The sequence below is a fragment of the Bradyrhizobium sp. USDA 4472 genome (genome assembly GCF_054058595.1).
The window spans coordinates 319,398-342,013 of record NZ_JBSSAM010000001.1 but is presented as its reverse complement, the minus strand read 5'-3'; the positions used below and the strand labels follow the sequence as shown (position 1 = coordinate 342,013).

Sequence of the window (22,616 nt, the reverse complement as noted above, 5' to 3'; positions counted from 1 at the left end):
AAGCGATCGCGAAAAATGGAACCGCGCCTCTTAGCGCAGGTTAGTAGCCAACGCTTGATCGGACAAAAGGGAGTGAACCATGATCCGCCTGCTGGCAACCACCGCATTGGGACTTGTGCTGGCGAGCGCCGCCTTCGCGCAATCGTCGCCGAGCGCGAACACGACGTCTCAGCAATCCTCGCCATCCCAGGACAAATCGGCAACGCCGTCGACCACCGCGCCATCGGGTGCGGCGCAGTCGCAGCAGACCCCGTCGCAGCCGCAGCAATCCTCGACGTCGGGGTCATCGGCGCAGAATACGCAGAGCACCGCACCATCGTCGGGAGCCGGCGGTTCCAGCACCAATGCTGCCAACAGTGCGGACAATCAGTCACGGCCGCAGAACGGTACGGCAAGCTCGAGCACGACCAATCCGCCCGCGACCCAGCAGAGCGCCAATCCGCCGGCGACCGGCACGAACCAGGCGCAGGATCGCTCCAGTCAATCCCCCGCCACCAGCAATCAGGCGCAGCAGGCGCCGAGCGCGACCGGAGCCAATCAGGCGCAGCAGGCGCCGGCCGGCAACCAGGCGCAGGGCGAGCGGACAGGGACCAATTCGCAAATGGCTGCCCGACCCGACGCCAAGCTCGATCGGCAGCAGGAGACCAAGATCAGTGCGTCGATCTCGCACCTGAACGTACGGCCGCTGACAAACGTGAATTTCTCGCTGAGCGTCGGCACGGTGGTGCCGCGCGACGTGCAGCTGTCGACGCTGCCGCCCGATGTCGTCGAGATCGCGCCGCAATATCGCGGCTACAGCTTTGCGCTGGTCAAGGACGAGATCGTCGTGGTCGATCCCTCGACCTACAAGATCGTAACGGTGCTTCCATATTCGGGGCAGTCCACCGCGACGACGACGACTCGCGAGCGCAGCGCCAGCAAGTTCTCCGATCGCGATCGCGAGGTGATCCGCAAGCATGCCAAGGCCCGCATAGAGGAGCGGCGCGAACCGCGGACCACCGGCAGCTCCGCGCGCACCGAGATCCATGTCGGTGATCGCGTTCCTGAGAGCGTCGAAGTCGAGGAACTGCCGAGCACCGTCTACCGGGATGCGCCGGACCTGCGGGAGTACCGCTACATCCATCGCGACACCAGGACTTATGTCATCGAGCCGCACGAGCGTCGCGTGATCGAGGAAATCGATTAGCCGCCGCAGGAAGCCGCTCCATCGAGCGGCTTCCTGGTCTCTCCATTAGCCCGAAGAGCGCTCGCGCGCCGCGACGCGGATCGCGTGGGCCTTCGCACCCTTTGCGCGCGCGGCGATCATGCTGCGCGCCTTGCCGTGGGCTGTGCCGTTCTTGTGGAGCAGGGCAACGAGGCGCTTGCGGGCGCGGTTTGCCGACAGCCGCGCCGCCAGCTGTTCGGCCTTCCGGATGGTGGTCGCAGTCGACGGCGTGAGGTTCACCGGGACCCAAGCGACGTCCTTGGTCTTGGACAGACTGCCGACACCCTCGCACGGCGCTTCGCGCGGCAGGTCGATCCGGATCGCCAGCGCCTGCGAGCGCTCGGTCCAGTCTTCGGCCTTGGTGCCGGTGATGATGCGGACATAGTCGCGCGTCTCGCGCGGCAGCTCACTCTCCTTGGCGAGCCATTTCTGGATGCGCCCGGGACCCGCGTTGTAGGCGGCTGCGGCGAGGCCGAGATTGCCGAAATCGTCGCGGAGCTTGCGCAGGAATTTTGCCGACGCCGGCAGCGCCTTCATGGGATCGAAGGGATCGTCGAGCCCGACCTCGGCGGCGGTCTCCGGCATGAATTGCGCGACGCCTTGCGCGCCGGCCTGGCTGACCTCGTTGGACTTGAACCGGCTCTCTTGCCAGAGCAGGCGGGCAAAGAACGGCACGGGAATGCCGCTCTCCTCGGCCGCCTGCTTCAGCGCGCGGCAGAATTGCTCCGAAGGCGACACCGGCGCCTGCTCGGCGGTTTCAGTTGCGAGCGGCGGCTCGATCGTCTCCTCGTACGAGGCGCGCGCATTGGCAAGCTCGATGGCCTGCACGCTTGCGAGGAACAGTTCGACGAGGGGAACCAGCGAGGGCGCGCGATCGGACTTTGCTGTCGCATTGTCGAAATAGGAGGTTGGCGGGGATGGCGGTGCGCTGACGTCGCACATCAGAATCAGGAACGCAGCGCAAGCCGCGACGAGAAATCGCATCTCGGTGAAAGTCCTCGAACTGTGGGGAACGACCGGCGGAGTGCCGGGGACAAGGACTTCTTAACCGTAATTGCGGCGAAGCTGCGATTGCGGGCGGCCGCCGGTGTTAGTACGGTGTTCCCGGCGCTGCCATGCGGTGTCGGTCCCGCGCTTCTGCGGGAACCGAAGGGAAGCTCGGGATCGCCGGAGGCCGACGGCGCTTACGCCTTGGGAAAATCCTTGCGCATCGCGATCTCTGCGGCGTCGCCCGGCGAGAGCACGGTCTGGTCGAAGGCTGCTTGCGGCGTCGTCATGATGTCGTAGAGCGAGATGCCTTTGATGGGCTTGCCCATGAGCTCGCGGACGCAGTCGGCAAGCGTGCCGTTGTAGACGAGATAGGGCGGACCGCGATCCTTCTGCCGCTCGCCTTTCAGCGACGGCCACTTCTTCAGCTCCGCCGGCGCGTCGTAAGCGATCGGCGATCCCTCTTTGAACATGCGCGTGCCCCAGGCGGCGTGGACTTCAGGGCCATCCTAGGGTCGCCGGGTAAACGCGCGTTGAAGAATTGGTTCAAATCATCAGGTAATGAAGGCGAGCAGGGTGCCGTTGGCCCTGGCCGGGGGCACGACGATCGCGGCTCCGCTGCGGACACCCGCCGGACCCAGCGCTTTCTCGGTTGCGGCGAGATCGCCGCTGACGAGCACCAGCGCCGCGCCGCCGCGTTCGGACAGGCCTGCGAGCGGCACGCCGGGATAGCGTTTGCCGAGCTGGTCCAGCGTCAGATAGACGAAGGCGGCGCGCTCGCTGCCCGACGGCACCGTCACCGCGCCGTCGGCCTCTGCCTTCGGCTCCCGATCGATCAGCCGCGCCAGATGCGCTGCGTCCTTCGCGGGCTCGGGTGTTGCGATCAGCACCTCGCTGATCCGCTTCGCCGCATTGGCGTGCCTCATCAGCTCGGGGATCCACACCGTCTCGCGCGTCTTGTGCTGGCAGGCGAAGATGCGCACGCCGCCGGGCGCCTCCGCGGTCGGCCACATGAAGGTGCGGAATTTCGCGGCCGAGACCGTGCCATCGGGCAGCGTTACCGGCCGCTCGAAATCCGTCGGACCGATCGGGGGGAAGCCGCGCGCGCGGATCTCTTCGGCGCCGGCGGCGCTATCGATCGCGGTGAAAGCGATGCGCTCGATGCCTTCGCCGTGCCGCTCGACAAAGGCGCGTGCAGGTGCGTTGTGTTCGGTTGGCACCAGCACGCCGAGCAGCTCCATGTAGTCAGGGTCGAACATGATGGTGTAGTTGCCGGTGCCCATATGTGCACTGTGGGTGCCGCGCGGCGACAGGGTGAAACCGAGCTGCCTGTAGTTTTCGGCGGCCTTGTCGAGGTCCCGCACCATGACCACCGCGTGGTCGATACCGATGACGTTCTTGAGCGCCACTGTGATTTCCCCGAATGCAAATGACGTTGGACGGCCTGAGCGACCGCTGGCCCTGTCTACGCCGGATAGGCGATCAAGTCATTTTCAATTCGGCGGGAGATCAGGGAATTTCATTCCGCGAAACGCCGCGTGACGCGTTGTGGCGTCAGCGATCCTGCTCGCCGATATAGGCGGCGAGGACGGCGCGCTCCTCGCCGGTCATCTCGGTGACGTTCCCCGGCGGCATCGCGTTGGACCATGCGGCGACACGGCCGATCAGGCGGATGTTGCGATGGATGTGCTCGGGCGCGTCGAGCAAGATGCCTTTCGGCGCGGTCACGATGCCCGCCCATACCGGTTCGGCCGCGTGACACATGCTGCAACGGGACATCACGATCTCCTCGACGTCGGACGCCGTCGGCTGTCCCGACAGCGCGCCTGTCGTGACCTCGCGCGGCCCGGCCGCGGACAGAAAGAGGATCGCGATCGCGCCCGCTGCTGCCACGCCCCACACCCACCATGGCGATTTGCGGCCGGCATGGCCCTCGTTGAAGAAATGGCGGATCACGGGACCCAATGCCAGCACGATCGCGACGATGATCCAGTTGAAGCGGGTGGCGTAGAGCAGGGGATAATGGTTGCTGATCATCAGCACGACGACCGGCAAGGTCAGATAGTTGTTGTGGACCGAGCGCTCCTTGCTGGCTTTTCCGAGTTTGGGATCAGGCGCCTGTCCCGCGATCAGGCTGGCGGCGATCTTCTTCTGGTTCGGGATGATCAGCGCAAAGACATTGGCGACCATGATGGTGCCGATGATCGCCGCGATCTGGTTAAAGGCGCCGCGCCCGCTCAGCACATGGGTGAAGGCGTAGGTCAGCGCTACCAGGAACAGATAGCCGCCGATGGCGAAGGGAAGCTCCCGCTGCGCCAACCCGGTGCGGCACGCGGCCTCATAGAGCAGCCAGGCCAGCGCGAGGCTCGAAAAGCTGAACAGACCGGCCTGGAATGGCGTGAGGTCGAGGGTCGACTTGTCGATCAGGAACAGATCGGCGTCGAGATAATAAACCACCACCATCAGAGCGAAGCCGGACAGCCAGGTGGTGTAGGCCTCCCATTTGAACCAGGTCAGTTCGTCCGGCATCTGGCTTGGTGCCACCAGATATTTCATGATCCGGTAGAAGCCGCCGCCGTGGACCTGCCAGGCCTCGCCCTGTACGCCATCAGGCAGGTCGCTCTTTTGCTTGAGGCTGAGGTCGAGCGCGATGAAATAGAACGAGCTGCCGATCCAGGCGATCGCAGCGATCACGTGCAGCCAGCGCAGCAGCAGGCTCGCCCATTCGGATACGATCGATCCCCACATGATCACCCCATCAAATCGTGGTGTCGATGCGCCAGCTTGATGATGCAGCCGGCGACCGTGCCCTCACAATGTGTTGCACCGATCCGCGCCATTTTCCAGTACGATGGGCCATCCCCAATGCACATCGTGCGGGCACGAGCTGACGTGGGATTTGGCAGGGAAGTCCGGGGGGGAAGGCGACGTGATATCTCGTGTTTCGCAGATGATGGTGCCGGCATGGCTCTTGGTCGCCAGCGCCGGCGCGCAAGCCGAACCCGTTCTGCTGGGCAGGGACGCCTATGGCAGCTGGCAGGCCGACAAGCCCGGCACGGTCAGGCTGATCCGCCCGCAGGATCTGGCCAAACCCGGCGCCTCGCGGTCGGTCTCAAACCCGGGGCGCGTGACCGCACGCGGACGTATGACGCCGCTCGTGCCGGAGGGATTCAAGATCGGGCTGTTGGCTGAGGGCCTCTCCGACGCACGCGTGCTGCGCGTCGCGCCGAATGGCGATATCTTCGTTGCCGAGACCGGACCCGGGCGCATTCGCGTGCTGCGTCTCGGGGAGGGCGGCGAGGTTGCGACCAACGATGTCTTTGCCAGCGGGCTCACCCGTCCTTTCGGCATCGCCTTCTTCCCGAACGGGGACAATCCGCAATGGATCTATGTCGCCAATGCCAGCAATGTCGTTCGCTTTCCGTATCGCACCGGTGACTTGAAGGCGTCGGCCAAGCCTGACCTCGTCGTCGCGAACCTTGCGCCGGGATCGGGCCATTCGACCCGCGACATCGTGTTCACGCCTGAAAGCAAACGCATGCTGGTGTCGGTTGGCTCCGCCAGCAATGTTGGCGAAGGCATGGGCAGCCCGCCAGGCGGCTTAGAGGCTTGGTCGCGCACGCAGGCGCTCGGTGCGTCCTGGGGATATGAGGCCGGGCGCGCGGCGGTGCTATCGTTCGACCCCGACGGCAAGGATCGCAAGCTTTACGCCACCGGCATCCGCAACTGCGTCGGCCTTGCGATCCAGCCGCAGACGGGATTGCCCTGGTGCTCGACCAACGAGCGCGATGGTCTCGGCGACGATCTCGTGCCCGACTATGTCACCAGCGTGAAGGAGGGCGCCTTCTACGGCTGGCCCTGGTTCTACATCGGCAACAACGAAGACCCGCGCCTTTCAGGCGCGCGGCCGGACCTCAAGGACAAGGTGACCATACCTGATGTGCTGGTGCAGCCGCATTCGGCCTCGCTCGGCTTGACCTTCTACCAGGGCACGCAGTTTCCATCGGAATATCAGGGCGACGCCTTCGCCGCCGAGCACGGCTCCTGGAACCGCTCGAAGCGCACCGGCTACAAGGTGATCCGTATCAGGATGAAGGATGGTAAGCCGACCGGCGAGTATGAGGACTTTGTGACGGGCTTCGTCGTGAACGAGATCCAGGTCTGGGGACGCCCGGTCGGCATCGCGGTCGCGAAGGATGGCGCCCTGCTGATCTCGGAAGATACCAGCGGCACGATCTGGCGCGTGACTCATTAGCGAGGGCGAGGGAATAGATGAGCGTTACCCCCGCCTGACGCTCGCTCCGCCATCGACGGGCAGCGTCACGCCGGTGATGAAATTGGCCTCATCCGACGCCAGGAACAGCGCCGCATTCGCCACGTCCCACGCGGTGCCCATCTTCTTGCGCAGCGGCACCTTGCTGTCGCGCTCGGCTTCGACTTCGGCGCGGGTTTTGGACCATTCGCGGGCGCGGGTGTCCACAGCCATCGGCGTGTTCATCAGTCCGGGCAGGATGACGTTGGCGCGGATGCCGTATTCGGCGTTCTGATAGGCGAGCTGTTCAGTGAAGGCGATCATCGCTGATTTCGTCGCCTTGTAGGCGACGTAAGGATAGGTCGTGATCGCAGCCATCGAGGAAATGTTGATGATGGCCCCGCTCTTCTGCGCGCGCATGATCGGAATGACTTCCTTCGCCGCGAAGATGCAGCTCTTCAGATTGATGGCGACGACGCGATCGAACGCCTCCTCGGTGATTTGAAGCAGCTCGGCATCACCGCCCGACAGGCTGACGCCGACATTGTTGTGCAGCACGTCGATGCGGCGCCAACGCGATGTGGCATCGGCGACCATCGCCTTGATGTCGGCCGAGCTCGTCACGTCGGCCTTGAAGGCCGCGGCGGTGCCTCGATTTGCAGCGATCAGATCGACGGTTTCCCGGGCCGACTCCAGATGATGGTCGACACACAGCACCTTGGCGCCCTCGCGCGCGAAGGTGAGCGCGGTGGCGCGGCCATTGCCCATGCCTTCGCCCGGACTCTGGCCGGCACCGACGACGATCGCAACCTTGTCTTTCAGACGCATTACGTTTTCTCCCTGCTTTTTCATCACGATAGCACGGGCCGATCGCAGCGGAAGACGGATCATGCGGCGGGATGGCCGGCAGGCGCAGGCCGTCCGACTGACCATGCATGGCTGTGTCACGGCGTTGAAAGCACATGCGGGCCAACGACTTGCTGCCGCGCAGGAACCGACTTCACGCGACCGCGTTTGCTGCCGGAGCCTGTCCTGCGCTAGGCTCCATCCCGGGGATCCCCAACCACCAGTGGCTTGCCGATGAATCTGCTTGATCCACAAGGCCCCGTGGCTGCGGCCAACAGCACCATATTGGTTGATTCCGTCTTCATCATGCTCGCGATCGTGGTGCCGACCATCTTCGCGATCCTGGCTTTTGCGTTCTGGTTTCGGGCGTCGAACACGAAAGCGCGCTACCGGCCTGATTTCGTCTATTCCGGCCGCGTCGAGATGGTGGTGTGGGCGATCCCCGCGCTTACCGTAATCCTGCTCGGTGGCGTGGCCTGGATCGGCTCGCACCAGCTCGATCCCGCAGCGCCCGTTCCCGGCACAGGCAGCCCCGTGCGCATCCAGGCCGTCTCGCTCGACTGGAAATGGCTCTTCATCTATCCGGACCAGCGCATCGCCACGGTCAACTCGCTGACGGTGCCGGCCGGCGCCGAACTGAACATCCAGCTGACGTCGTCGAGCGTAATGAACGTGTTCTTCATCCCGCAGCTCGGCAGCATGATCTACACCATGAACGGCATGGTGACGAAGCTGAACCTGCGCGCCGACAATCAGGGCAAGCTGCAGGGCCTGTCGGCGCATTTCTCCGGCGACGGCTTTCCGGACATGATGTTCGACGTCAACGTCGTCTCGCCGCTGGCCTTTCCAGACTGGGTCACGACCACGGCCAGGACCGACGCCGTGCTGAACGAAGATAGCTACAAGAAGCTGATGCAGCAGGGAATCGAGAAGGGCAGACCGACCTATCGCCTGGAAGACCCGCGCCTGTTCGACCTGATCGCCACCCAGCACATTCCGCCAGGACCGGGACCGGAGCTCGTCTCCGATGCCGGCCGTCCCCACACCGGAGGCCACGATGCTCGGTAAGCTCGATTGGTCGGCCATCCCATTCGATCAACCCATTCCGCTTGCGGCGGGCGGCGTGGTGCTCCTTGTGATCCTGGGCGTGTTGGCCTGGGTCGTGGTGAAGGGGCATCTGCCCTATCTCTGGCACGAATGGATCACGAGCGTCGACCACAAGCGCATCGGCGTCATGTACATCCTGTTGGCCTCGGTGATGCTGCTGCGCGGCGGCAGCGACGCCATCATGATGCGGATCCAGCAGGCGATCGCCTACCAGTCACAGGGGTATCTCCCGCCGGAGCACTACAACCAGATCTTCTCGGCGCACGGCACCATCATGATCTTCTTCGTGGCGATGCCGTTCGTGATCGGGCTGATGAACCTGGTGGTGCCGCTCCAGCTCGGCGTACGCGACGTCGCGTTCCCGACATTGAATTCCGTCGGCTTCTGGCTGACTGCGACCGGTGCGCTGCTGGTCAATCTGTCGCTCGTGATCGGTGAGTTTGCCCGGACCGGCTGGCTCGCCTTTCCGCCGCTTTCGGAGCTGTCCTACTCGCCGGGCGTCGGCGTCGACTATTACGCCTGGTCGCTGCAGATTTCCGGCGTGGGCACGCTGGTCGCCGGCATCAATCTCGTCACCACCGTGCTGAAGCTGCGCACCAAGGGCATGAACTATCTGCGCATGCCGATGTTCTGCTGGACTACGCTGGCTTCGAACCTCCTGATCGTTGCGGCCTTCCCGATCCTCACCGCGACGCTGGCGATGCTGCTGCTCGATCGCTATCTCGGCTTCCACTTCTTCACCAACGAAGCTGGCGGTAACGTCATGATGTTCATGAACCTGATCTGGGCCTGGGGGCATCCCGAGGTCTATATCCTGGTGCTGCCGGCGTTCGGGGTCTATTCGGAGGTGGTATCGACCTTCTCCAGCAAGCCACTGTTCGGCTATCGCTCGATGGTGCTCGCCACCATGGCGATCTGCATTATCTCCTTCATGGTCTGGCTGCATCACTTCTTCACGATGGGGGCTGGGCCTGACGTCAACGCCATATTCGGCATCGCCAGCATGATCATCGCGGTGCCCACGGGCGTGAAAATCTACAATTGGCTGTTCACCATGTATGGCGGTCGAATCCGCTTCGCGACGCCGATGCTGTGGTCTGTCGGCTTCATGGTGACCTTCATCATCGGCGGACTCACGGGTGTTCTGGTCGCGGTACCCCCAGCCGATTTCATGCTTCACAACAGCATGTTTCTGGTTGCTCATTTCCACAACGTTATCATCGGCGGCGTCCTCTTCGCCGCTTTCGCGGGCTTCGAATACTGGTTCCCGAAGGCGTTTGGATTCCGGCTCGACGAGCGCTGGGGCAAGGTGGGATTCTGGTTCACCTTTATCGGCTTCTGGGTCACGTTCATGCCGCTTTATATCGCCGGCATGTTGGGCATGACCCGGCGCATGCAGCATTACGACGTGGCGGAGTGGCGGCCCTGGATGCTGGTGGCCGCGTTCGGCATGTTGTTGCTGACGATCGGCGTGCTGGCGCAGGTCACTCAGATCGTCGTCAGTATCCGGAACCGGGAAGCGTTGCGGGATCGCACCGGGGATCCCTGGGATGGCCGTTCACTCGAATGGGCGACGTCGTCCCCGCCGCCGGTCTTTAACTTCGCCTTCTATCCCGATGTTCGTGGCGAGGATGCCTATTGGGCGTTGAAGCACCACGCCAAGGAGCAGCAGCTCGAGGATCATTCCGGGCCGGAATACCAGGACATCGAGATGCCCAAGAATTCGCCGACCGGCTTTGTCTGCGCATTCTTTGCCACCGTGATGGGCTTTGCGTTGATCTGGCACATCTGGTGGATGGTCGTTCTTGGCGGTGTTGGTGCGTTCGCGACCTTTGTCGTGTTCGCGTGGCGCGATCACGACGAATACGTCATACCGGCAGCCGAGGTCGAACGAATTGATCGCGTCAACATCGAGGAGCGTCGCAACCTCGTAAGCCTGGCGGGGACGCTCTGATGACGATGACCGCGACTCTCGGGCACGCTCACGCCGACCCGCATCATATTGGCCGCGCCACCGAGCATCCGGGGCCGGCGCCGAAGCGCATCGTCACCGCCTACGGTTTCTGGGTGTTCCTGCTCTCGGACATCGTGATGTTCTCCTGCTTCTTTGCGGCCTATGCCGTGCTGGTCAACCAGACCGCCGGCGGCCCCAAGGGCTCGGAGATCTTCGAGCAGCGCAACGTCGCGATCGAGACCGTCTGCCTGCTACTGTCGAGCTTCACCTGCGGCATGGCCAGCATCGCGGCCGACGTTCGCAACCGGCTCTGGTTCTATCTCGGTATGGCTGTCACCTGCGTGCTTGGCCTCATCTTCCTGGCCATCGAGTTCAAGGAATTCGCCGATCTCGTCGCCCGCGGCTATGGCCCCTCGCGTAGCGCCTTCTTGACTGCATTCTTCTCGCTGGTCGGGTGCCACGGATTGCACGTGTCCGCTGGCGTGCTCTGGCTGCTCACCATGATGGCCCAGGTATTCGCAAAGGGCTTTCGCGCCGACGTCCTGCGCCGGATGAAGTGCTTTGCGCTGTTCTGGCATGCGCTCGACATCATCTGGGTCGGGGTATTTTCCGTCGTCTACCTGCTTGGAGGTGGGGCATGAGCGATCAGGCGCACATGCACGTCGAACACGACATCGCGCCTGGCGATGAAGAGCAACACAGTGTCCGCGAGCGCATTCTCGGCTATGTCGTCGGTCTCGGCCTGGCGCTGCTGCTCACCGCGACCTCGTTCTTCATTGCCGGCACCGATCTGGTCTGGCAGCCTTCGATTCCCGTCGCGTTGATCGTGCTGGCCATCGCGCAAATGGGCGTGCACCTCGTCTTCTTCCTGCACATCACCACGGGGCCCGACAACACCAACAACGTGTTGGCGCTGGCCTTCGGCCTTCTGGTCGTCTTCCTGGTGGTCGGGGGGACCGTCTGGATCATGGCGCATCTCAACCAGAACATGCCGCCGATGGACCAGATCATGCAGATGCCGCGCTGAAGTTTAAGCCATGGCGATCCGGAATGTCGTCTCTCCCGACCACGACAAGAGGCGAGAGCGCGGACCGGCTCAACAGTTCAGACCCGGGCGCTGGGGACGCCGGCTGGCGAAGTGGCGCAGAAGCGCAATGTTCTCACAATCCGCTCACCTTAACCCTCATTGGCTGAGGCTGCCGAATCGATCGGCGTGCGCGGATGGAGTTCCATGTCCAATACGTTTCTTTTCTTCAAGGCGCTCGCGTCCAATCCGTTGATGGTCGGTGCCATCGCTCCCTCGGGGCCGGTGCTTGCAGATCTCATCACGAGGGAGGTCGATCCGTCGGATGGACCAGTCCTCGAACTCGGGCCCGGCACCGGAATCTTTACCGAGGCCCTGCTCGCGCGCGGCGTCCGTCAGACCGATTTGACGCTGATCGAATCCGGCTCCGATTTTGCCCGTGTCCTCCGATTGCGCTTCCCCGAAGCCCGCGTGCTCCGGATGGATGCAGCGCGGCTAGGCGTCAGCCGCCTGCTCGGCAACGCGCCTTTGGGTTGCGCGATCAGCGGACTGCCGTTGCTGAACATGTCGGCCAGAAAGGTCACTGCCATCCTGATCGGCGTGTTTTCTCTGCTGCGCAACGGCGGCGCACTTTACCAGTTCACCTATGGGGTTCGTTGCCCGGTGCCGCGGCGCTTGCTCGACCGTCTCGGCCTCAAGGCGAGTCTCCATGGCCGGGTGCTGCGGAATTTTCCGCCCGCCCAGGTCTACAAGATCGTCCGGCGCAAACGGCTGCCATCGCGCGAGGGCCGAATATGACCGGCCTGTCCGATTTGCCGGTCTTCGTCTCCGATCTGGCCGGTTGGGGGCTGACTGGCTTGACGTTGTGTGCGGCCATGGAAAAGCTTGTCCCGATCGTACCGTCCTATGGCGTGCTGATCGTGCTCGGCATGTTCGTCGTTCCGGATTTGGCCGGTTTGCCCTGGGCCCTTGCGGCAACGACAGCCGGCTCTACGCTCGGCTCGCTGATCTGGTACGCCGCGGGGCGGTGGCTCGGCCCTCGGCGCGGTGAGGCATTCGTGCAAAGCGCCGGACGCTATCTGAGCCTTCGGGTTGAAAAATATCGCCAGCTGACGGGCTCATACCACCGCAACCAGTTCCGGATCACCGCGAGCTCCCAGGTCATTCCCCTGGTCCGTGTCTACATGGCTTTCCCTGCCGGGGTGGTGGCCATTCCACTGACGTGCTTCACGACGGCGACCTTCGTCGGGGCTCTTGCCTGGAACGCGCCTTTTCTGATGTTGGGCTATGGTTTGCGCGAAAGTCATATCGATCCGTCGGCGGCGGCCTCCACCGCCATCATCGGCATTGTCGTCGTCGAGGTCATGCTTGCTCTCGCATTCCGCTTCATCCGCGGTCGGGCTTGAGCCGCTAGAGCCGAATGGCTGGGATCGATCGCGATGCGCCGGGCCATAAAGAAAGGCCGCTTGTTTCTGACAAGCGGCCCAAGTCTAGGGAGGAAACGCCTGAGCAAAACAATCGGACCGAAGCCCGGATCGTCGCCAAGGAAACGCTCGCGCAAAGCGCTTGCGTACACATATAGGTGCAGCAACTCCCGTTTGGGTTCAATTCCGGATCAATACGGTCTCGGACTACCACTCAAGAGTGCGTGAGCCAAATGTTCACTTTGGCCGACGGCAATTGTAGGCCTTGCGGAAGCCCGAGGCCTGCGCGTCATCCTCCGAGCAGAACCAGCGGTCCGGCTTGGTGGTCGCGGCATAGCTCGGACAACCCCGCAAATGATAGATGCCGATATTGCCGGTGACCCGCGCCCGCACTGCGAGCTTGCCCTTGATGGCGCAACTCGGCGGGGCCGTCAGGTCCTCCGGAAACAGGACTGCGCGGATTTCCTTGTCGCGATCGGAGCGGCAGGCGCTGCCGAGCAGCTGGCCGTCCTTCTTGCCAGTGCGGAATTCTTGCGGTGCAATAAAGCAGCCTTTCCAGATGCCGGCTGACGCGGCTTTCGCCTCAGCGGCCGCCGGCTTGACGTTGGCCTTGATCGGCTCGCGCGCGATGGCAAAGCCGAGTTTGAGCAGCTGCTCGTTCAACGAGACCTTGTCACCCTCCACCGTGCAGATCGCGCGATGGCGTTTGCCAAAGTTCTTCTCGGGCCCGACATCGTCGCAGTGCACGGGCTTGCCACCGATCAGCTTGGTGAGCTGCTCGCGGGCCTCGATGCCGCATGTCCAGGGATCGGCGTGGTCGTCGATGCAGACCTGGTCCAGCTCAGGCGCGTCGACGCCGTCGAGCCGGTAGGTGACATCGCCGAGCTGGATCGAATTGGCATCCCGAACCGTCGCAGCCGCAGTCAGCGCGGCGGCGGGGCTGGAAGTCTCCAGGAATCCGGACAGAGCGAGAAACGAGACAAGGGCGAACGCGCGGGCGGTGGCAAACGAATTCCTCGAGGACATAATTTCTCGCTATGATTGCTCTTACCCCCTTGTTCCTAGCATCCGGTCGTCGCGAGACCAATGGTCTGCGCTGTGCGAAGTGCGACATTCGCGCGCCAGCCTTTACTCGCCGCCCGATCTGCACCTATCGTTTGGCCAGCTTGTGAGCCGTGATGGCCGAATCGCCCGGGAAACGGCGAGGGCGGGAGGAAAGCGTTTCGATGAAAGACCCCGTGGACGTCCTCATCATTGGCGCCGGCGCTTCGGGCGCTGCGGCGGCGTGGTCGCTGGCCGATACCAAGATGCACATCCTCTGCCTGGAGCAGGGCGGCTGGATGAACCCGGCGGAATACCCCAGCACGGGCCGGGACTGGGAGGCCAAGTTCTACGGCGAATGGTCGTCGAGCCCCAACGTCCGCGGCCGGCCCGAGGACTATCCTGTTAACGACGACAATTCGCCGATCAAGCTCGTCAATTACAACGCGGTCGGCGGCTCGACGGTGATGTACACCGCGCACTGGCCGCGGCTGCATCCCTCTGACTTCAAGGTGAAGACGCTCGACGGCGTCGCCGACGACTGGCCGATCGACTATGACACGCTGACGCCGTTCTTCGAAGAGAACGACCGCATGATGGGCACATCAGGCCTGTCAGGCGATCCTCGATCGCCCCTGACGCATCCGCCGATGCCGCAGCAGCCGCTGGGACTGTCCGGCGCCATCATCGCCAAGGCCATGAACGAGCTCGGCTGGCACTGGTGGCCGTCGGACACGACGGTGGCGACGATGGACTATGAGGGCCGCGCGCGCTGCATCAATCTCGGTCATTGCACACCAGCCTGCGCGCAAGGCGCAAAGTCCTCGACCGACATCACGTATTGGCCGCATGCGATCCGGGCCGGCGTCGAGCTGCGCACGCATTGCCGGGTGCGCGAGATCACCACCGACGAGAACGGCATGGCCACCGGCGTGGTCTATTACGACAAGGACGGCGTCGAGCAGTTCCAGCCGGCGCATGTCGTGATCATCGCCTGCAACGGCGTCGGCACGCCGCGGCTGCTGCTCAACTCGAAGTCCGACCGCTTTCCGAACGGTCTTGCCAATTCGTCGGGCCTCGTCGGCAAGAATCTGATGTTCCATCCCTACGCGCAGATCTACGGCTACGTGAAGGAGCCGACCGACTCCAACCGTGCACCGCCGACCTGCCTGTGGAGCAAGGAGTGGTACGACACGGACCTGTCGCGCGGCTTCGTGCGCGGCTATGGCGTCCAGTTCGTGCGCGGGGCTGGGCCGGTGTTCGAGGCTGTCGTCAGCGAGCAGAAGGGTATTCTGCCGTGGGGCGAGGACCATCACCGCGTTTTCCGCAAGCTCAACGGCCATCGGCTGGGCTTCTCCGCGATCTGCGAGGATCTGCCGGAGGAGCACAACCAGGTCACGCTCGATCCCGTGCTGAAGGACAGCCACGGCATCCCTGCGCCGAAGATCAACTACACCATCAGCGAGAACAGCCGGAGGATGATGGACCATGCGCTCGCCCGCGGACGCGAGATCCTCGAGACGGCGGGGGCAACCGACATCTGCGTCAACTCGCCGATCCCCTGGGGTGGCTGGCATCTGCTCGGTACCGCGCGGATGGGCACCGATCCCAAGCGCTCAGTGGTCAACGAGTGGGGCCGCACGCACGACGTCAAAAACCTGTTCATCGTCGACGGCAGCATCTTCGTCACCTCGGGCGGCGTGAACCCGACGTCCACCATCCAGGCCCTCGCGCTCTACATCGCCGACCAGATGAAGCAGCGTCTCGCCAATTTGTTCGACTGAGGCCGTCATGTCTGAAAGTCTTCAGCTCACGCGCGCGCAGCGCGACGACCTCCGCACCGTCGCCGGGATGATCGTTCCCGCCAGCGACGAGTACAAGGTGCCCGGCGCCGACGACGCCGCGATCCAGGCCGATATCCTTGCGACGCTCGGCCGCGACACCAAATTGGTCGCGACGGCGCTGGACCATCTGGCGCGGCTCGCAGGTCAGCCGCTCGCGGATCTCGATAGCGCGGGGCGCGATGCAGTGGCGCAGGAGTTTCGCAACCACGGCGGCGCGGCCGCGGCAACGCTCGTTCGCGTCGTTCTGCAATGCTACTATCGCGACGACCGCGTGCTGCGCTCGCTCGGCCTCGAGCTGCGTGCACCGTTCCCGAGGGGCCATGTGCTCCCGGACGGCGACTGGTCGCTGCTCGATCCCGTCAAGGCAAGGGGCGGCACGCTGCGGCGACCGCCCTAGCCATCTGGGCAGTCCAGCCCGGCGTCCAGGGCAGGCACCTTGCGCAGGCGGGAACAGGCCACCATCTGTGTGAGCCTCAAGGGCTTCTACCATGCTGGATTTCACTTCAGATATCGTCGATGACGCGCCGTCATCGCGAACGACAGCGTCTGCTCCGGTCGATGACCGGACCCTGCTGGACGCCTATTCCAATGCCGTGATCGACGTGACCGACCGCGTCGGCCCCGCCGTCGTGCGTGTCGAGACCGGGCCAAAGACGCCGAACGGCCGCGGGCGCGGCGGGCTCGGCTCCGGCATCGTGATCTCGCCGGACGGGTTGGTGCTCACCAACAGCCATGTGGTTGGCGCCTCCAAGGAGATCAGGCTGCGCGACGTCGAGGGTAACGTGGGCGACGCCCGGGTGCTCGGCGTCGATCCTGATACGGACCTCGCGTTGTTGCGCGCCAACGGCGTACGCGACCTGCCTTATGCCGCGCTTGGCAATTCCAAGACGCTGCGGCGCGGCCAGCTCGTGATCGCAATCGGTAATCCGCTCGGTTTTGAATCGACCGTCACCGCCGGCGTGGTGTCGGCGCTCGGGCGCTCGATCCGCTCGGTCAGCGGCCGCACCATCGAGGACGTGATCCAGACCGACGCCGCGCTCAATCCCGGCAATTCCGGCGGACCGCTGGTGTCGTCAAATGCCGAGGTGATCGGCATCAACACGGCCATCATCAATGGTGCGCAAGGCATCTGCTTCGCCGTCGCCAGCAACACCGCGCAATTCGTGCTGTCGGAAATCATCCGCCACGGCTACGTCCGCCGCGCCTTTATCGGCGTCGCCGGACAGACCGCGCCGGTCCCGAGGCGGCACGCGGTGCTGGCCGGCGTCGAGAACAAGATGGGCGCACTCTTGATGCAGATCGAGCCGGATGGACCTGCGGCGAAAGCGGGTCTGCTGCCCGGTGACGTCGTGATCAAGCTCGATGGCGTCGACATCAACGGCGTCGACGATCTGATCCGCGTGCTCGACCGCGACCGCATCGGCCGCAGCCTCGCCATGGACGTGCTGCGGCTCGGCCGCCTCCGGGCGATCGATATCGATCCGATCGAGCGCAAGCCGGCCCGCTAGCGTGGGTGCCCTCGGGCGAGGTATGACGGTGCCATGCCTTGTCCTCGGAAACCCGCCGCATGATGCCGGCGCATGAGACCTACGACGTCATTGTCATCGGCGCTGGCGCCGGTGGCATGACGGCTGCGGCGGTCGCCGCCACCGAAGGTCTGCGCGTGCTCATGATCGAGAAGACCGCCTTTGTCGGCGGCACCACGGCGTGGTCCGACGGCATGGTGTGGATTCCCGCCAATCCAAAGATGAAAGAGGCAGGGCTGTCTGACAGCATTACGGATGCCGTTCGCTATCTGTCGAGCACGGTGCCGGAGCCGGCCAATGCCGGCTTGCGCGCTGCCTTCCTCGCCCGCGGGCCGGAGGCGGTCGCCTGGCTCGAGGCCAACACCGAAGTGCGCCTTCAACCGTTAAAGGCCTGTCCGGATCATTATCCGGAGCGGCTGGGCGCGACGTCGGCCGGGCGTGTGCTCGAGCCGGTCGTCTTCGACGGCACGCGGCTGGGCGCGCATTTCGCGCGACTGCGCGCGCCGATGCCGGAGTCGACGATATTCGGCGGGATGATGGTCGATCGACGTGACATCCTGCATCTGCGCCGGGCCGGAAAATCGCTGCGCTCGACCTTGCGCGCGGCGCGGCTCGTTTCCGGATACGCGCTGCAGCGGCTGCGCAGCCCGCGGGGAACGACGCTGCATCTCGGCAATGCGCTCGCGGCGCGGCTCTATGCCTCGCTGCTGACGCGGCGGGTCGAGATCCCCTTCAGCGCCGACGTCGAGGATCTGTCGGTGCAGGGCGATGGCGTCAGCGGTGTGGTGATCCGCCATGGCTCACGTGACCGGTGGATTGCGGCGCGCCGCGGCGTGGTGGTCGCAACTGGCGGCTTCTCGCACGATGCAACCCTGCGCAAGCGCTGCTTCCCGCCTGCTGCTGGATTTGTCTCGGCAACGAACACGTCAGCCAGGGGGGATGGTCTTCGCCTCGCGACGGCAGTGGGCGCTGCGCTCAACGTCGACGCGACGAGCCCGGCCTACTGGGTGCCCGTCTCGCTGTTCCGTCGCGCCGACGGTAGCCGCGGCGTGTTTCCGCACACGGTCACCGATCGCGCCAAGCCCGGCGTGATCGCTGTCAACGCTGCCGGCCGCCGCTTCGTCAACGAGGCGCTGTCCTACCATGAGTTCGTGCTCGCGATGCTACGCGATGGCAGTGACGAACCGGACCGTCCGTTCTATCTGGTCTGCGATCGCCAGTTCCTGTGGACCTACGGCCTTGGTCGCATCAAGCCGTTCATGCGCAATTTCCGGCGCCATGTGGCGAACGGCGAGTTGATCGAGGCGCCCGACATCGCACAGCTCGCGGCGAAGACCGGCATCAAGCCGACCGTGCTCGCAGCGACGATTGCGAGCTACAATTCCGATGCGAAGGAGGGGCGCGATCCCGAGTTCGGTCGCGGCAGCACCATCTATCAGCGGCATCTCGGTGATACCAGCCACAAGCCCAATCCATGCGTCGCGCCGATCCTTGAGGCACCCTTCTTCGCGCTGCGAATTTACCCCGCCGATCTCGGCACGGCGATCGGCATGAAGGTCGATGCGCAGGCGCGCGTGCTGCGCCAGGACGGCACGCCGATTGCGGGGCTTTACGCCTGCGGCAATGACATGGGCTCGATCATGAACTGAACTGTCCGGCGCCGGGGATCATGCTCGGGCCGGCGTTGACGTTCGGGTATATCGCGGGACGGCATTTGGCCGAGGGGGTGGTGACCCTGCCAAGTGCCGCGAAGGCAAGGGCTTCTCGCAATGATGCGCGGAGGGCGGGCGAGCCCTAACTATTACTCCGCGGCCGCCGCAAACCGGCTGTTCTCCAGCTCTGCTTCCAGCCGCGCCTTCTCCGCCGCAGCCAGCTTGATGTTGGCTTCCTTGACGTGGCCGAAGCCGCGGATCGTCTCTGGCACGCGGGCGAGCCGCGCCAGCAGCGGAATCTGCTCGGGCTTCAGCCCAACGATCCGCCGATCGATCATCTCAAGGTAATCCGCGACCAATTTCCGCTCGCTGCGGCGCTCCTCGGTGCGGCCGAACGGGTCGAACGCCCCGCCGCGCAAGAACTTCAGCTTTGCTAGAATGCGGAAGGCGTGGATCATCCAGCCGCCGAACTCCTGCTTCTGAAGCCGGCCATTCGTCTTGTCGCGCCTCGCAAAAATCGGCGGAGCGAGATGGTACTTCAACGTGAAATCGCCGTCGAATTTCTCCGACACCTTTTTGGCGAAGCTGCCGTCGGTATAGAGCCGCGCGACCTCGTATTCATCCTTGTAAGACATCAGCTTGAACAGGTTCTTCGCCACCGCCTCGGTCAGCTCCGTGGACGCAGGCGAGGCGGCGCTCTCCGCCTTCCGGACCTTGGCAACGGCCGCGAGATAGCGGTCCGCGTAGGCCTTGTCCTGATAGCCGGTCAGAAATTCCGCGCGCGTCGCGATGATGTCGTCGAGCGACGGGGTCGAAACGGAGGCGCGGCTCTTGAACTGGAGCACGCTGCGCACGCGCGACATGTCGTGGGCGGCGAGGCGGCCCCAGGTGAAGGCGAGCTTGTTCATCTCGATCGCGGCGCCGTTGACCTCGATGGCGCGGAGCAGGGCCTCCAGCGAGAGCGGGATCGCGCCCTTCTGGAAGGCGAAGCCGAGCATGAATGGATTGGTCGCGATGCTGTCGCCCATCAGCGCCGCGGCAATGCCTGTCGCGTCGATGATGTCGAGGTTCTTGTCGCCGACGGCGTCGCGCAGCACGGCCTGCATCGCGCCCATCTCGAAATCGATGTCTGGATTTTGCACGAAGCTCGCCGTCGGCTGGAGGTCGGCGTTGACATAGGCCCTGGTCACGCCACGCTCGGCGCGGCTCAGCGCCGTCGGGCCGGCCGAGACGATCATGTCGCAGCCGAGGATGACGTCGGCGCCGCCGGTGGTGATGCGGACCGCCGAAATATCCTCCGGCTTCCGCGCGATGCGGACATGGCTCATCACCGCGCCGTTCTTCTGCGACAGACCAGTGAAGTCCAGCGCCGAACAGCCGAGGCCGTCGACATGGGCGGCCATGCCGAGCAGGGCGCCGATGGTGATGACGCCGGTGCCGCCGATACCGGTGACCAGGATGTTGTAGGGTTCGTCAAGCTCACGCGCCGGCGGCAGCGGCAGGTCCGCGAAGAGCTGCCCGGAATCGACCGCCGAACTCTTCATGCGCTTGAGCGAGCCGCCATGCACGGTGACAAAGCTCGGGCAAAAGCCTTCGACGCAGGAAAAGTCCTTGTTGCAGTTCGACTGGTCGATCTGCCGCTTGCGGCCGAACTGAGTCTCCAGCGGTTGCACAGAGACGCAGTTGGACGCCTGCGAGCAATCGCCGCAGCCCTCGCAAACGAGCTCGTTGATGAAGGCGCGCTTGGCGGGATCGGGATAGAGCCCGCGCTTGCGGCGCCGGCGCTTTTCGGCGGCGCAGGTCTGGTCGTAGATCACGACCGTCAGGCCCTTGATATCGCGCAGCTCGCGCTGCACGGCATCGAGCTCGCGGCGGTGATGGATGGTCGCGCCTTGCGGGAAGTAGTTGCCCTCAGGGTATTTGGTCGGGTCGTCCGAGACGATCGCGAGCCGCTTGACGCCCTCCGCCCAGACCTGATGCGCGATCTGCGCAACGTTGAAGGCGCCCTCGGCCGGCTGGCCCCCGGTCATCGCGACCGCGTCGTTGTACAGAATCTTGTAGGTGATGTTGATGCCGGCGGCCGATGCCGCGCGCAGCGCCAGCAGGCCGGAATGAGTGTAGGTGCCGTCGCCGAGGTTTTGAAAGATATGCTTCTCGGTGGTGAAGGGCGACTGGCCGATCCAGTTCACGCCCTCGGCGCCCATATGCGAGATCAGATCGGTGCGGCGGGTCGGCATGCTCAGGGCCATGGCGTGGCAGCCGATGCCGGCCATGGCGCGACTTCCCTCGGGCACGCGGGTCGAGGAATTGTGCGGGCAGCCGGAGCAGAAGAAGGGCGTACGCGCGAGCTTGATCTGCGTGCCGGTGGTGACGGGATTGTCGAACGCTTCGAGCCGGGCGAGGCGCTGCTCCAGCACCGGGCTGTGATGCCCGAGCTTGCGCAGCCGCGCGACCAGCGCACCGGCGACAATCGTCGGCGTCAGTTCGCCTTCGCCCGGGAGCAGCGGCGCACCACTTTCGTCGCGCTTGCCTGTGACCGTCGGACGCTTTGAGGCATCGATATTGTAGAGGATGCGCATCAGCTGGTCTTCGATGAAGCCGCGCTTCTCCTCGACCACGAGCACGTCCTGGAGCCCTTCGGCAAAACGCTTGGCACCGCTTTCCTCCAGCGGCCAGGTCAGCGCGACCTTGTAGATGCGCAAGCCCAGATCCCGCGCATCCTTGTCGGTAATGCCTAACTCAGCGAGTGCCTGGCGCAGATCGAGATAGGCCTTGCCAGTCGCGATAATGCCGAGCCGCGCCGGCTTGGAATCGAGCACGATGCGGTCGAGCTGGTTGGCGCGGGCAAAGGCCTGCACCGCCGCCATCTTCGGGCCGAACAGGCGCTTCTCCGCCTCCAGCGGCGGATCGGGCCAGCGGATGTTGAGGCCGCCCGGCGGCATCTCGAAATCGTCCGGGAGCACGATCTTGATACGTTCAGGGTCGCTGTCAATCGATGCGGAGCTCTCGACGGTCTCGCTGATCGCCTTGAAGCCGACCCAGCAGCCGGAGAAGCGCGATAGCGCAAAGCCGTAGAGGCCGAGATCGAGGTAATCCTGCAGCGTGGCCGGATTGATCACGGGGATCATTGCCGCCGCGAACACCTGCTCGCTCTGATGCGCCAGCGTCGAGGACTGGCAGCCATGGTCGTCCCCGGCGAGCGCCAGTACGCCGCCATTGAGCGAGGTTCCGGCTGCGTTGGCATGCTTGAGCGCATCGACGGACCGGTCCACGCCGGGGCCCTTGCCGTACCAGATGCCGAACACGCCATCGACCTTGGCGCCCGGAAACAGCCCGACCTGCTGGCTGCCCCAGACGGCGGTCGCAGCCAGGTCCTCGTTCAGGCCGGGGACGAAAGCGATGTCGTGCTGCTCGAGGTGCGACTTGGCGCGCCACAGCGCGTGGTCGTACATGCCGAGCGGGGAACCGCGATAACCCGAGATGAAGCCGCCGGTGTTGAGCCCCTGGAGCCGGTCGCGTTCGCGCTGCAACATGGGCAAGCGGACCAGGGCCTGGGTGCCGGACAGGAAGATCCGTTTCGATTCGAGCCGGTATTTGTCGTCCAGCTCGACCTGCAACAGCGTCATTTCAGGCGTCCTTGTCGTCGTGTCCGGGAGGAATTTTGCGCCGCGGAAAGAGGGGGCGACTTGCGAAGCGGGTGCTGGCACTCAAAAGCATGGGGCACCGAAGTCAATATCGCTGGCCGCATCGGTGGC

General features: G+C 64.4%; 18 protein-coding genes and 1 pseudogene. 12 read left to right on the top strand and 7 right to left on the bottom strand.

Annotation, left to right across the window (positions count from 1 at the left end):
* The first annotated feature begins 79 nt into the window (after window positions 1-79).
* Window positions 80-1,186: a DUF1236 domain-containing protein gene (locus tag ACVWZ4_RS01530; RefSeq protein WP_456702346.1), complete on the top strand. Its 1,107-nt coding sequence runs from the start codon at window positions 80-82 to the stop codon at window positions 1,184-1,186.
* Window positions 1,187-1,231: 45 nt separating this feature from the next.
* Here the strand turns inward: ACVWZ4_RS01530 and ACVWZ4_RS01525 are convergent, their stop codons facing one another.
* The 4 genes from ACVWZ4_RS01525 to ACVWZ4_RS01510 all read right to left on the bottom strand — a co-directional run bounded on the left by ACVWZ4_RS01525 (window position 1,232) and on the right by ACVWZ4_RS01510 (window position 4,939).
* The gene (locus ACVWZ4_RS01525; RefSeq protein WP_456738006.1) at window positions 1,232-2,188 is read right to left on the bottom strand and encodes a lytic transglycosylase domain-containing protein; all 957 of its coding nucleotides are present in this window, start codon (window positions 2,186-2,188) and stop codon (window positions 1,232-1,234) included.
* A 200-nt stretch (window positions 2,189-2,388) separates the two neighbouring features.
* Entirely contained in the window at window positions 2,389-2,664 is a 276-nt protein-coding gene (locus tag ACVWZ4_RS01520) for a hypothetical protein (protein ID WP_456702348.1), read from the bottom strand.
* 81 nt (window positions 2,665-2,745) lie between these two features.
* Window positions 2,746-3,600 carry a VOC family protein gene (locus ACVWZ4_RS01515; RefSeq protein WP_456739703.1) on the bottom strand — a complete coding sequence of 285 codons (855 nt, stop codon included), beginning with the start codon at window positions 3,598-3,600 and terminating at the stop codon, window positions 2,746-2,748.
* Between the two features lie 145 nt (window positions 3,601-3,745).
* Complete coding sequence (locus tag ACVWZ4_RS01510) at window positions 3,746-4,939, bottom strand: urate hydroxylase PuuD (RefSeq protein WP_456739702.1); 1,194 nt, start codon at window positions 4,937-4,939, stop codon at window positions 3,746-3,748.
* A 205-nt stretch (window positions 4,940-5,144) separates the two neighbouring features.
* On the opposite strand from ACVWZ4_RS01510, the gene ACVWZ4_RS01505 reads away from it, so the two are divergent.
* On the top strand, window positions 5,145-6,446 hold the full coding sequence (locus ACVWZ4_RS01505; RefSeq protein WP_456742173.1) for a PQQ-dependent sugar dehydrogenase: 1,302 nt from the start codon (window positions 5,145-5,147) through the stop codon (window positions 6,444-6,446).
* Between the two features lie 24 nt (window positions 6,447-6,470).
* Here the strand turns inward: ACVWZ4_RS01505 and ACVWZ4_RS01500 are convergent, their stop codons facing one another.
* Entirely contained in the window at window positions 6,471-7,271 is an 801-nt protein-coding gene (locus tag ACVWZ4_RS01500) for an SDR family NAD(P)-dependent oxidoreductase (RefSeq protein ID WP_456702351.1), read from the bottom strand.
* Between the two features lie 252 nt (window positions 7,272-7,523).
* On the opposite strand from ACVWZ4_RS01500, the gene ACVWZ4_RS01495 reads away from it, so the two are divergent.
* The 6 genes from ACVWZ4_RS01495 to ACVWZ4_RS01470 all read left to right on the top strand — a co-directional run bounded on the left by ACVWZ4_RS01495 (window position 7,524) and on the right by ACVWZ4_RS01470 (window position 12,780).
* A complete protein-coding gene (locus ACVWZ4_RS01495) occupies window positions 7,524-8,357 on the top strand; it encodes a cytochrome ubiquinol oxidase subunit II (RefSeq protein ID WP_456702352.1) in 834 nt (277 codons plus the stop codon).
* Window positions 8,347-10,350 (top strand): cytochrome o ubiquinol oxidase subunit I, encoded by a 2,004-nt coding sequence (gene cyoB / locus ACVWZ4_RS01490; RefSeq protein ID WP_456702353.1) that lies wholly within the window; start codon window positions 8,347-8,349, stop codon window positions 10,348-10,350. The genes ACVWZ4_RS01495 and cyoB overlap by 11 nt, the downstream gene beginning before the upstream one ends.
* Window positions 10,350-10,991, top strand: coding sequence for a cytochrome (ubi)quinol oxidase subunit III (locus tag ACVWZ4_RS01485; protein ID WP_456789952.1), 642 nt, complete (start codon window positions 10,350-10,352; stop codon window positions 10,989-10,991). Before cyoB ends, ACVWZ4_RS01485 begins: the two co-directional genes overlap by 1 nt.
* Window positions 10,988-11,377, top strand: coding sequence for a cytochrome o ubiquinol oxidase subunit IV (gene cyoD / locus ACVWZ4_RS01480; RefSeq protein WP_456739701.1), 390 nt, complete (start codon window positions 10,988-10,990; stop codon window positions 11,375-11,377). The genes ACVWZ4_RS01485 and cyoD overlap by 4 nt, the downstream gene beginning before the upstream one ends.
* Before the next feature lie 204 nt (window positions 11,378-11,581).
* Window positions 11,582-12,172 carry a class I SAM-dependent methyltransferase gene (locus ACVWZ4_RS01475; RefSeq protein WP_456705208.1) on the top strand — a complete coding sequence of 197 codons (591 nt, stop codon included), beginning with the start codon at window positions 11,582-11,584 and terminating at the stop codon, window positions 12,170-12,172.
* Entirely contained in the window at window positions 12,169-12,780 is a 612-nt protein-coding gene (locus ACVWZ4_RS01470) for a DedA family protein (RefSeq protein WP_456738008.1), read from the top strand. Before ACVWZ4_RS01475 ends, ACVWZ4_RS01470 begins: the two co-directional genes overlap by 4 nt.
* 255 nt (window positions 12,781-13,035) lie before the next feature.
* On the opposite strand, the gene ACVWZ4_RS01465 is transcribed toward ACVWZ4_RS01470, so the two are convergent.
* A complete protein-coding gene (locus ACVWZ4_RS01465; RefSeq protein ID WP_456702357.1) occupies window positions 13,036-13,824 on the bottom strand; it encodes a thermonuclease family protein in 789 nt (262 codons plus the stop codon).
* A 200-nt stretch (window positions 13,825-14,024) separates the two neighbouring features.
* On the opposite strand from ACVWZ4_RS01465, the gene ACVWZ4_RS01460 reads away from it, so the two are divergent.
* From ACVWZ4_RS01460 to ACVWZ4_RS01445, 4 genes and pseudogenes are all read left to right on the top strand, one after another.
* The gene (locus ACVWZ4_RS01460; protein ID WP_456739700.1) at window positions 14,025-15,623 is read left to right on the top strand and encodes a GMC family oxidoreductase; all 1,599 of its coding nucleotides are present in this window, start codon (window positions 14,025-14,027) and stop codon (window positions 15,621-15,623) included.
* Window positions 15,624-15,630: 7 nt separating this feature from the next.
* A complete protein-coding gene (locus ACVWZ4_RS01455; protein ID WP_456702359.1) occupies window positions 15,631-16,080 on the top strand; it encodes a hypothetical protein in 450 nt (149 codons plus the stop codon).
* A gap of 91 nt (window positions 16,081-16,171) precedes the next feature.
* Window positions 16,172-17,191, top strand: a complete 1,020-nt coding sequence (locus ACVWZ4_RS01450) for a S1C family serine protease (protein ID WP_456739699.1) — start codon at window positions 16,172-16,174, stop codon at window positions 17,189-17,191.
* Window positions 17,192-17,250: 59 nt separating this feature from the next.
* Window positions 17,251-19,007: pseudogene (locus tag ACVWZ4_RS01445) on the top strand (FAD-dependent oxidoreductase).
* 3 nt (window positions 19,008-19,010) lie between these two features.
* Here the strand turns inward: ACVWZ4_RS01445 and ACVWZ4_RS01440 are convergent.
* Window positions 19,011-22,487, bottom strand: a complete 3,477-nt coding sequence (locus tag ACVWZ4_RS01440; RefSeq protein ID WP_456739698.1) for an indolepyruvate ferredoxin oxidoreductase family protein — start codon at window positions 22,485-22,487, stop codon at window positions 19,011-19,013.
* Window positions 22,488-22,616: the final 129 nt, after the last annotated feature.

What these genes read in the sequence shown, in the direction of transcription:
- ACVWZ4_RS01530 (WP_456702346.1), top strand. Translation starts at nt 80, where the DNA reads ATGATCCGCCTGCTGGCAACCACCGCATTGGGACTTGTGCTGGCGAGC.
- ACVWZ4_RS01525 (WP_456738006.1), bottom strand. Translation starts at nt 2,188, where the DNA reads ATGCGATTTCTCGTCGCGGCTTGCGCTGCGTTCCTGATTCTGATGTGC.
- ACVWZ4_RS01520 (WP_456702348.1), bottom strand. Translation starts at nt 2,664, where the DNA reads ATGTTCAAAGAGGGATCGCCGATCGCTTACGACGCGCCGGCGGAGCTG.
- ACVWZ4_RS01510 (WP_456739702.1), bottom strand. Translation starts at nt 4,939, where the DNA reads ATGTGGGGATCGATCGTATCCGAATGGGCGAGCCTGCTGCTGCGCTGG.
- ACVWZ4_RS01505 (WP_456742173.1), top strand. Translation starts at nt 5,145, where the DNA reads ATGGTGCCGGCATGGCTCTTGGTCGCCAGCGCCGGCGCGCAAGCCGAA.
- ACVWZ4_RS01500 (WP_456702351.1), bottom strand. Translation starts at nt 7,271, where the DNA reads ATGCGTCTGAAAGACAAGGTTGCGATCGTCGTCGGTGCCGGCCAGAGT.
- ACVWZ4_RS01495 (WP_456702352.1), top strand. Translation starts at nt 7,524, where the DNA reads ATGAATCTGCTTGATCCACAAGGCCCCGTGGCTGCGGCCAACAGCACC.
- cyoB (WP_456702353.1), top strand. Translation starts at nt 8,347, where the DNA reads ATGCTCGGTAAGCTCGATTGGTCGGCCATCCCATTCGATCAACCCATT.
- ACVWZ4_RS01485 (WP_456789952.1), top strand. Translation starts at nt 10,350, where the DNA reads ATGACGATGACCGCGACTCTCGGGCACGCTCACGCCGACCCGCATCAT.
- cyoD (WP_456739701.1), top strand. Translation starts at nt 10,988, where the DNA reads ATGAGCGATCAGGCGCACATGCACGTCGAACACGACATCGCGCCTGGC.
- ACVWZ4_RS01475 (WP_456705208.1), top strand. Translation starts at nt 11,582, where the DNA reads ATGTCCAATACGTTTCTTTTCTTCAAGGCGCTCGCGTCCAATCCGTTG.
- ACVWZ4_RS01470 (WP_456738008.1), top strand. Translation starts at nt 12,169, where the DNA reads ATGACCGGCCTGTCCGATTTGCCGGTCTTCGTCTCCGATCTGGCCGGT.
- ACVWZ4_RS01465 (WP_456702357.1), bottom strand. Translation starts at nt 13,824, where the DNA reads ATGTCCTCGAGGAATTCGTTTGCCACCGCCCGCGCGTTCGCCCTTGTC.
- ACVWZ4_RS01460 (WP_456739700.1), top strand. Translation starts at nt 14,025, where the DNA reads ATGAAAGACCCCGTGGACGTCCTCATCATTGGCGCCGGCGCTTCGGGC.
- ACVWZ4_RS01455 (WP_456702359.1), top strand. Translation starts at nt 15,631, where the DNA reads ATGTCTGAAAGTCTTCAGCTCACGCGCGCGCAGCGCGACGACCTCCGC.
- ACVWZ4_RS01450 (WP_456739699.1), top strand. Translation starts at nt 16,172, where the DNA reads ATGCTGGATTTCACTTCAGATATCGTCGATGACGCGCCGTCATCGCGA.
- ACVWZ4_RS01440 (WP_456739698.1), bottom strand. Translation starts at nt 22,487, where the DNA reads ATGACGCTGTTGCAGGTCGAGCTGGACGACAAATACCGGCTCGAATCG.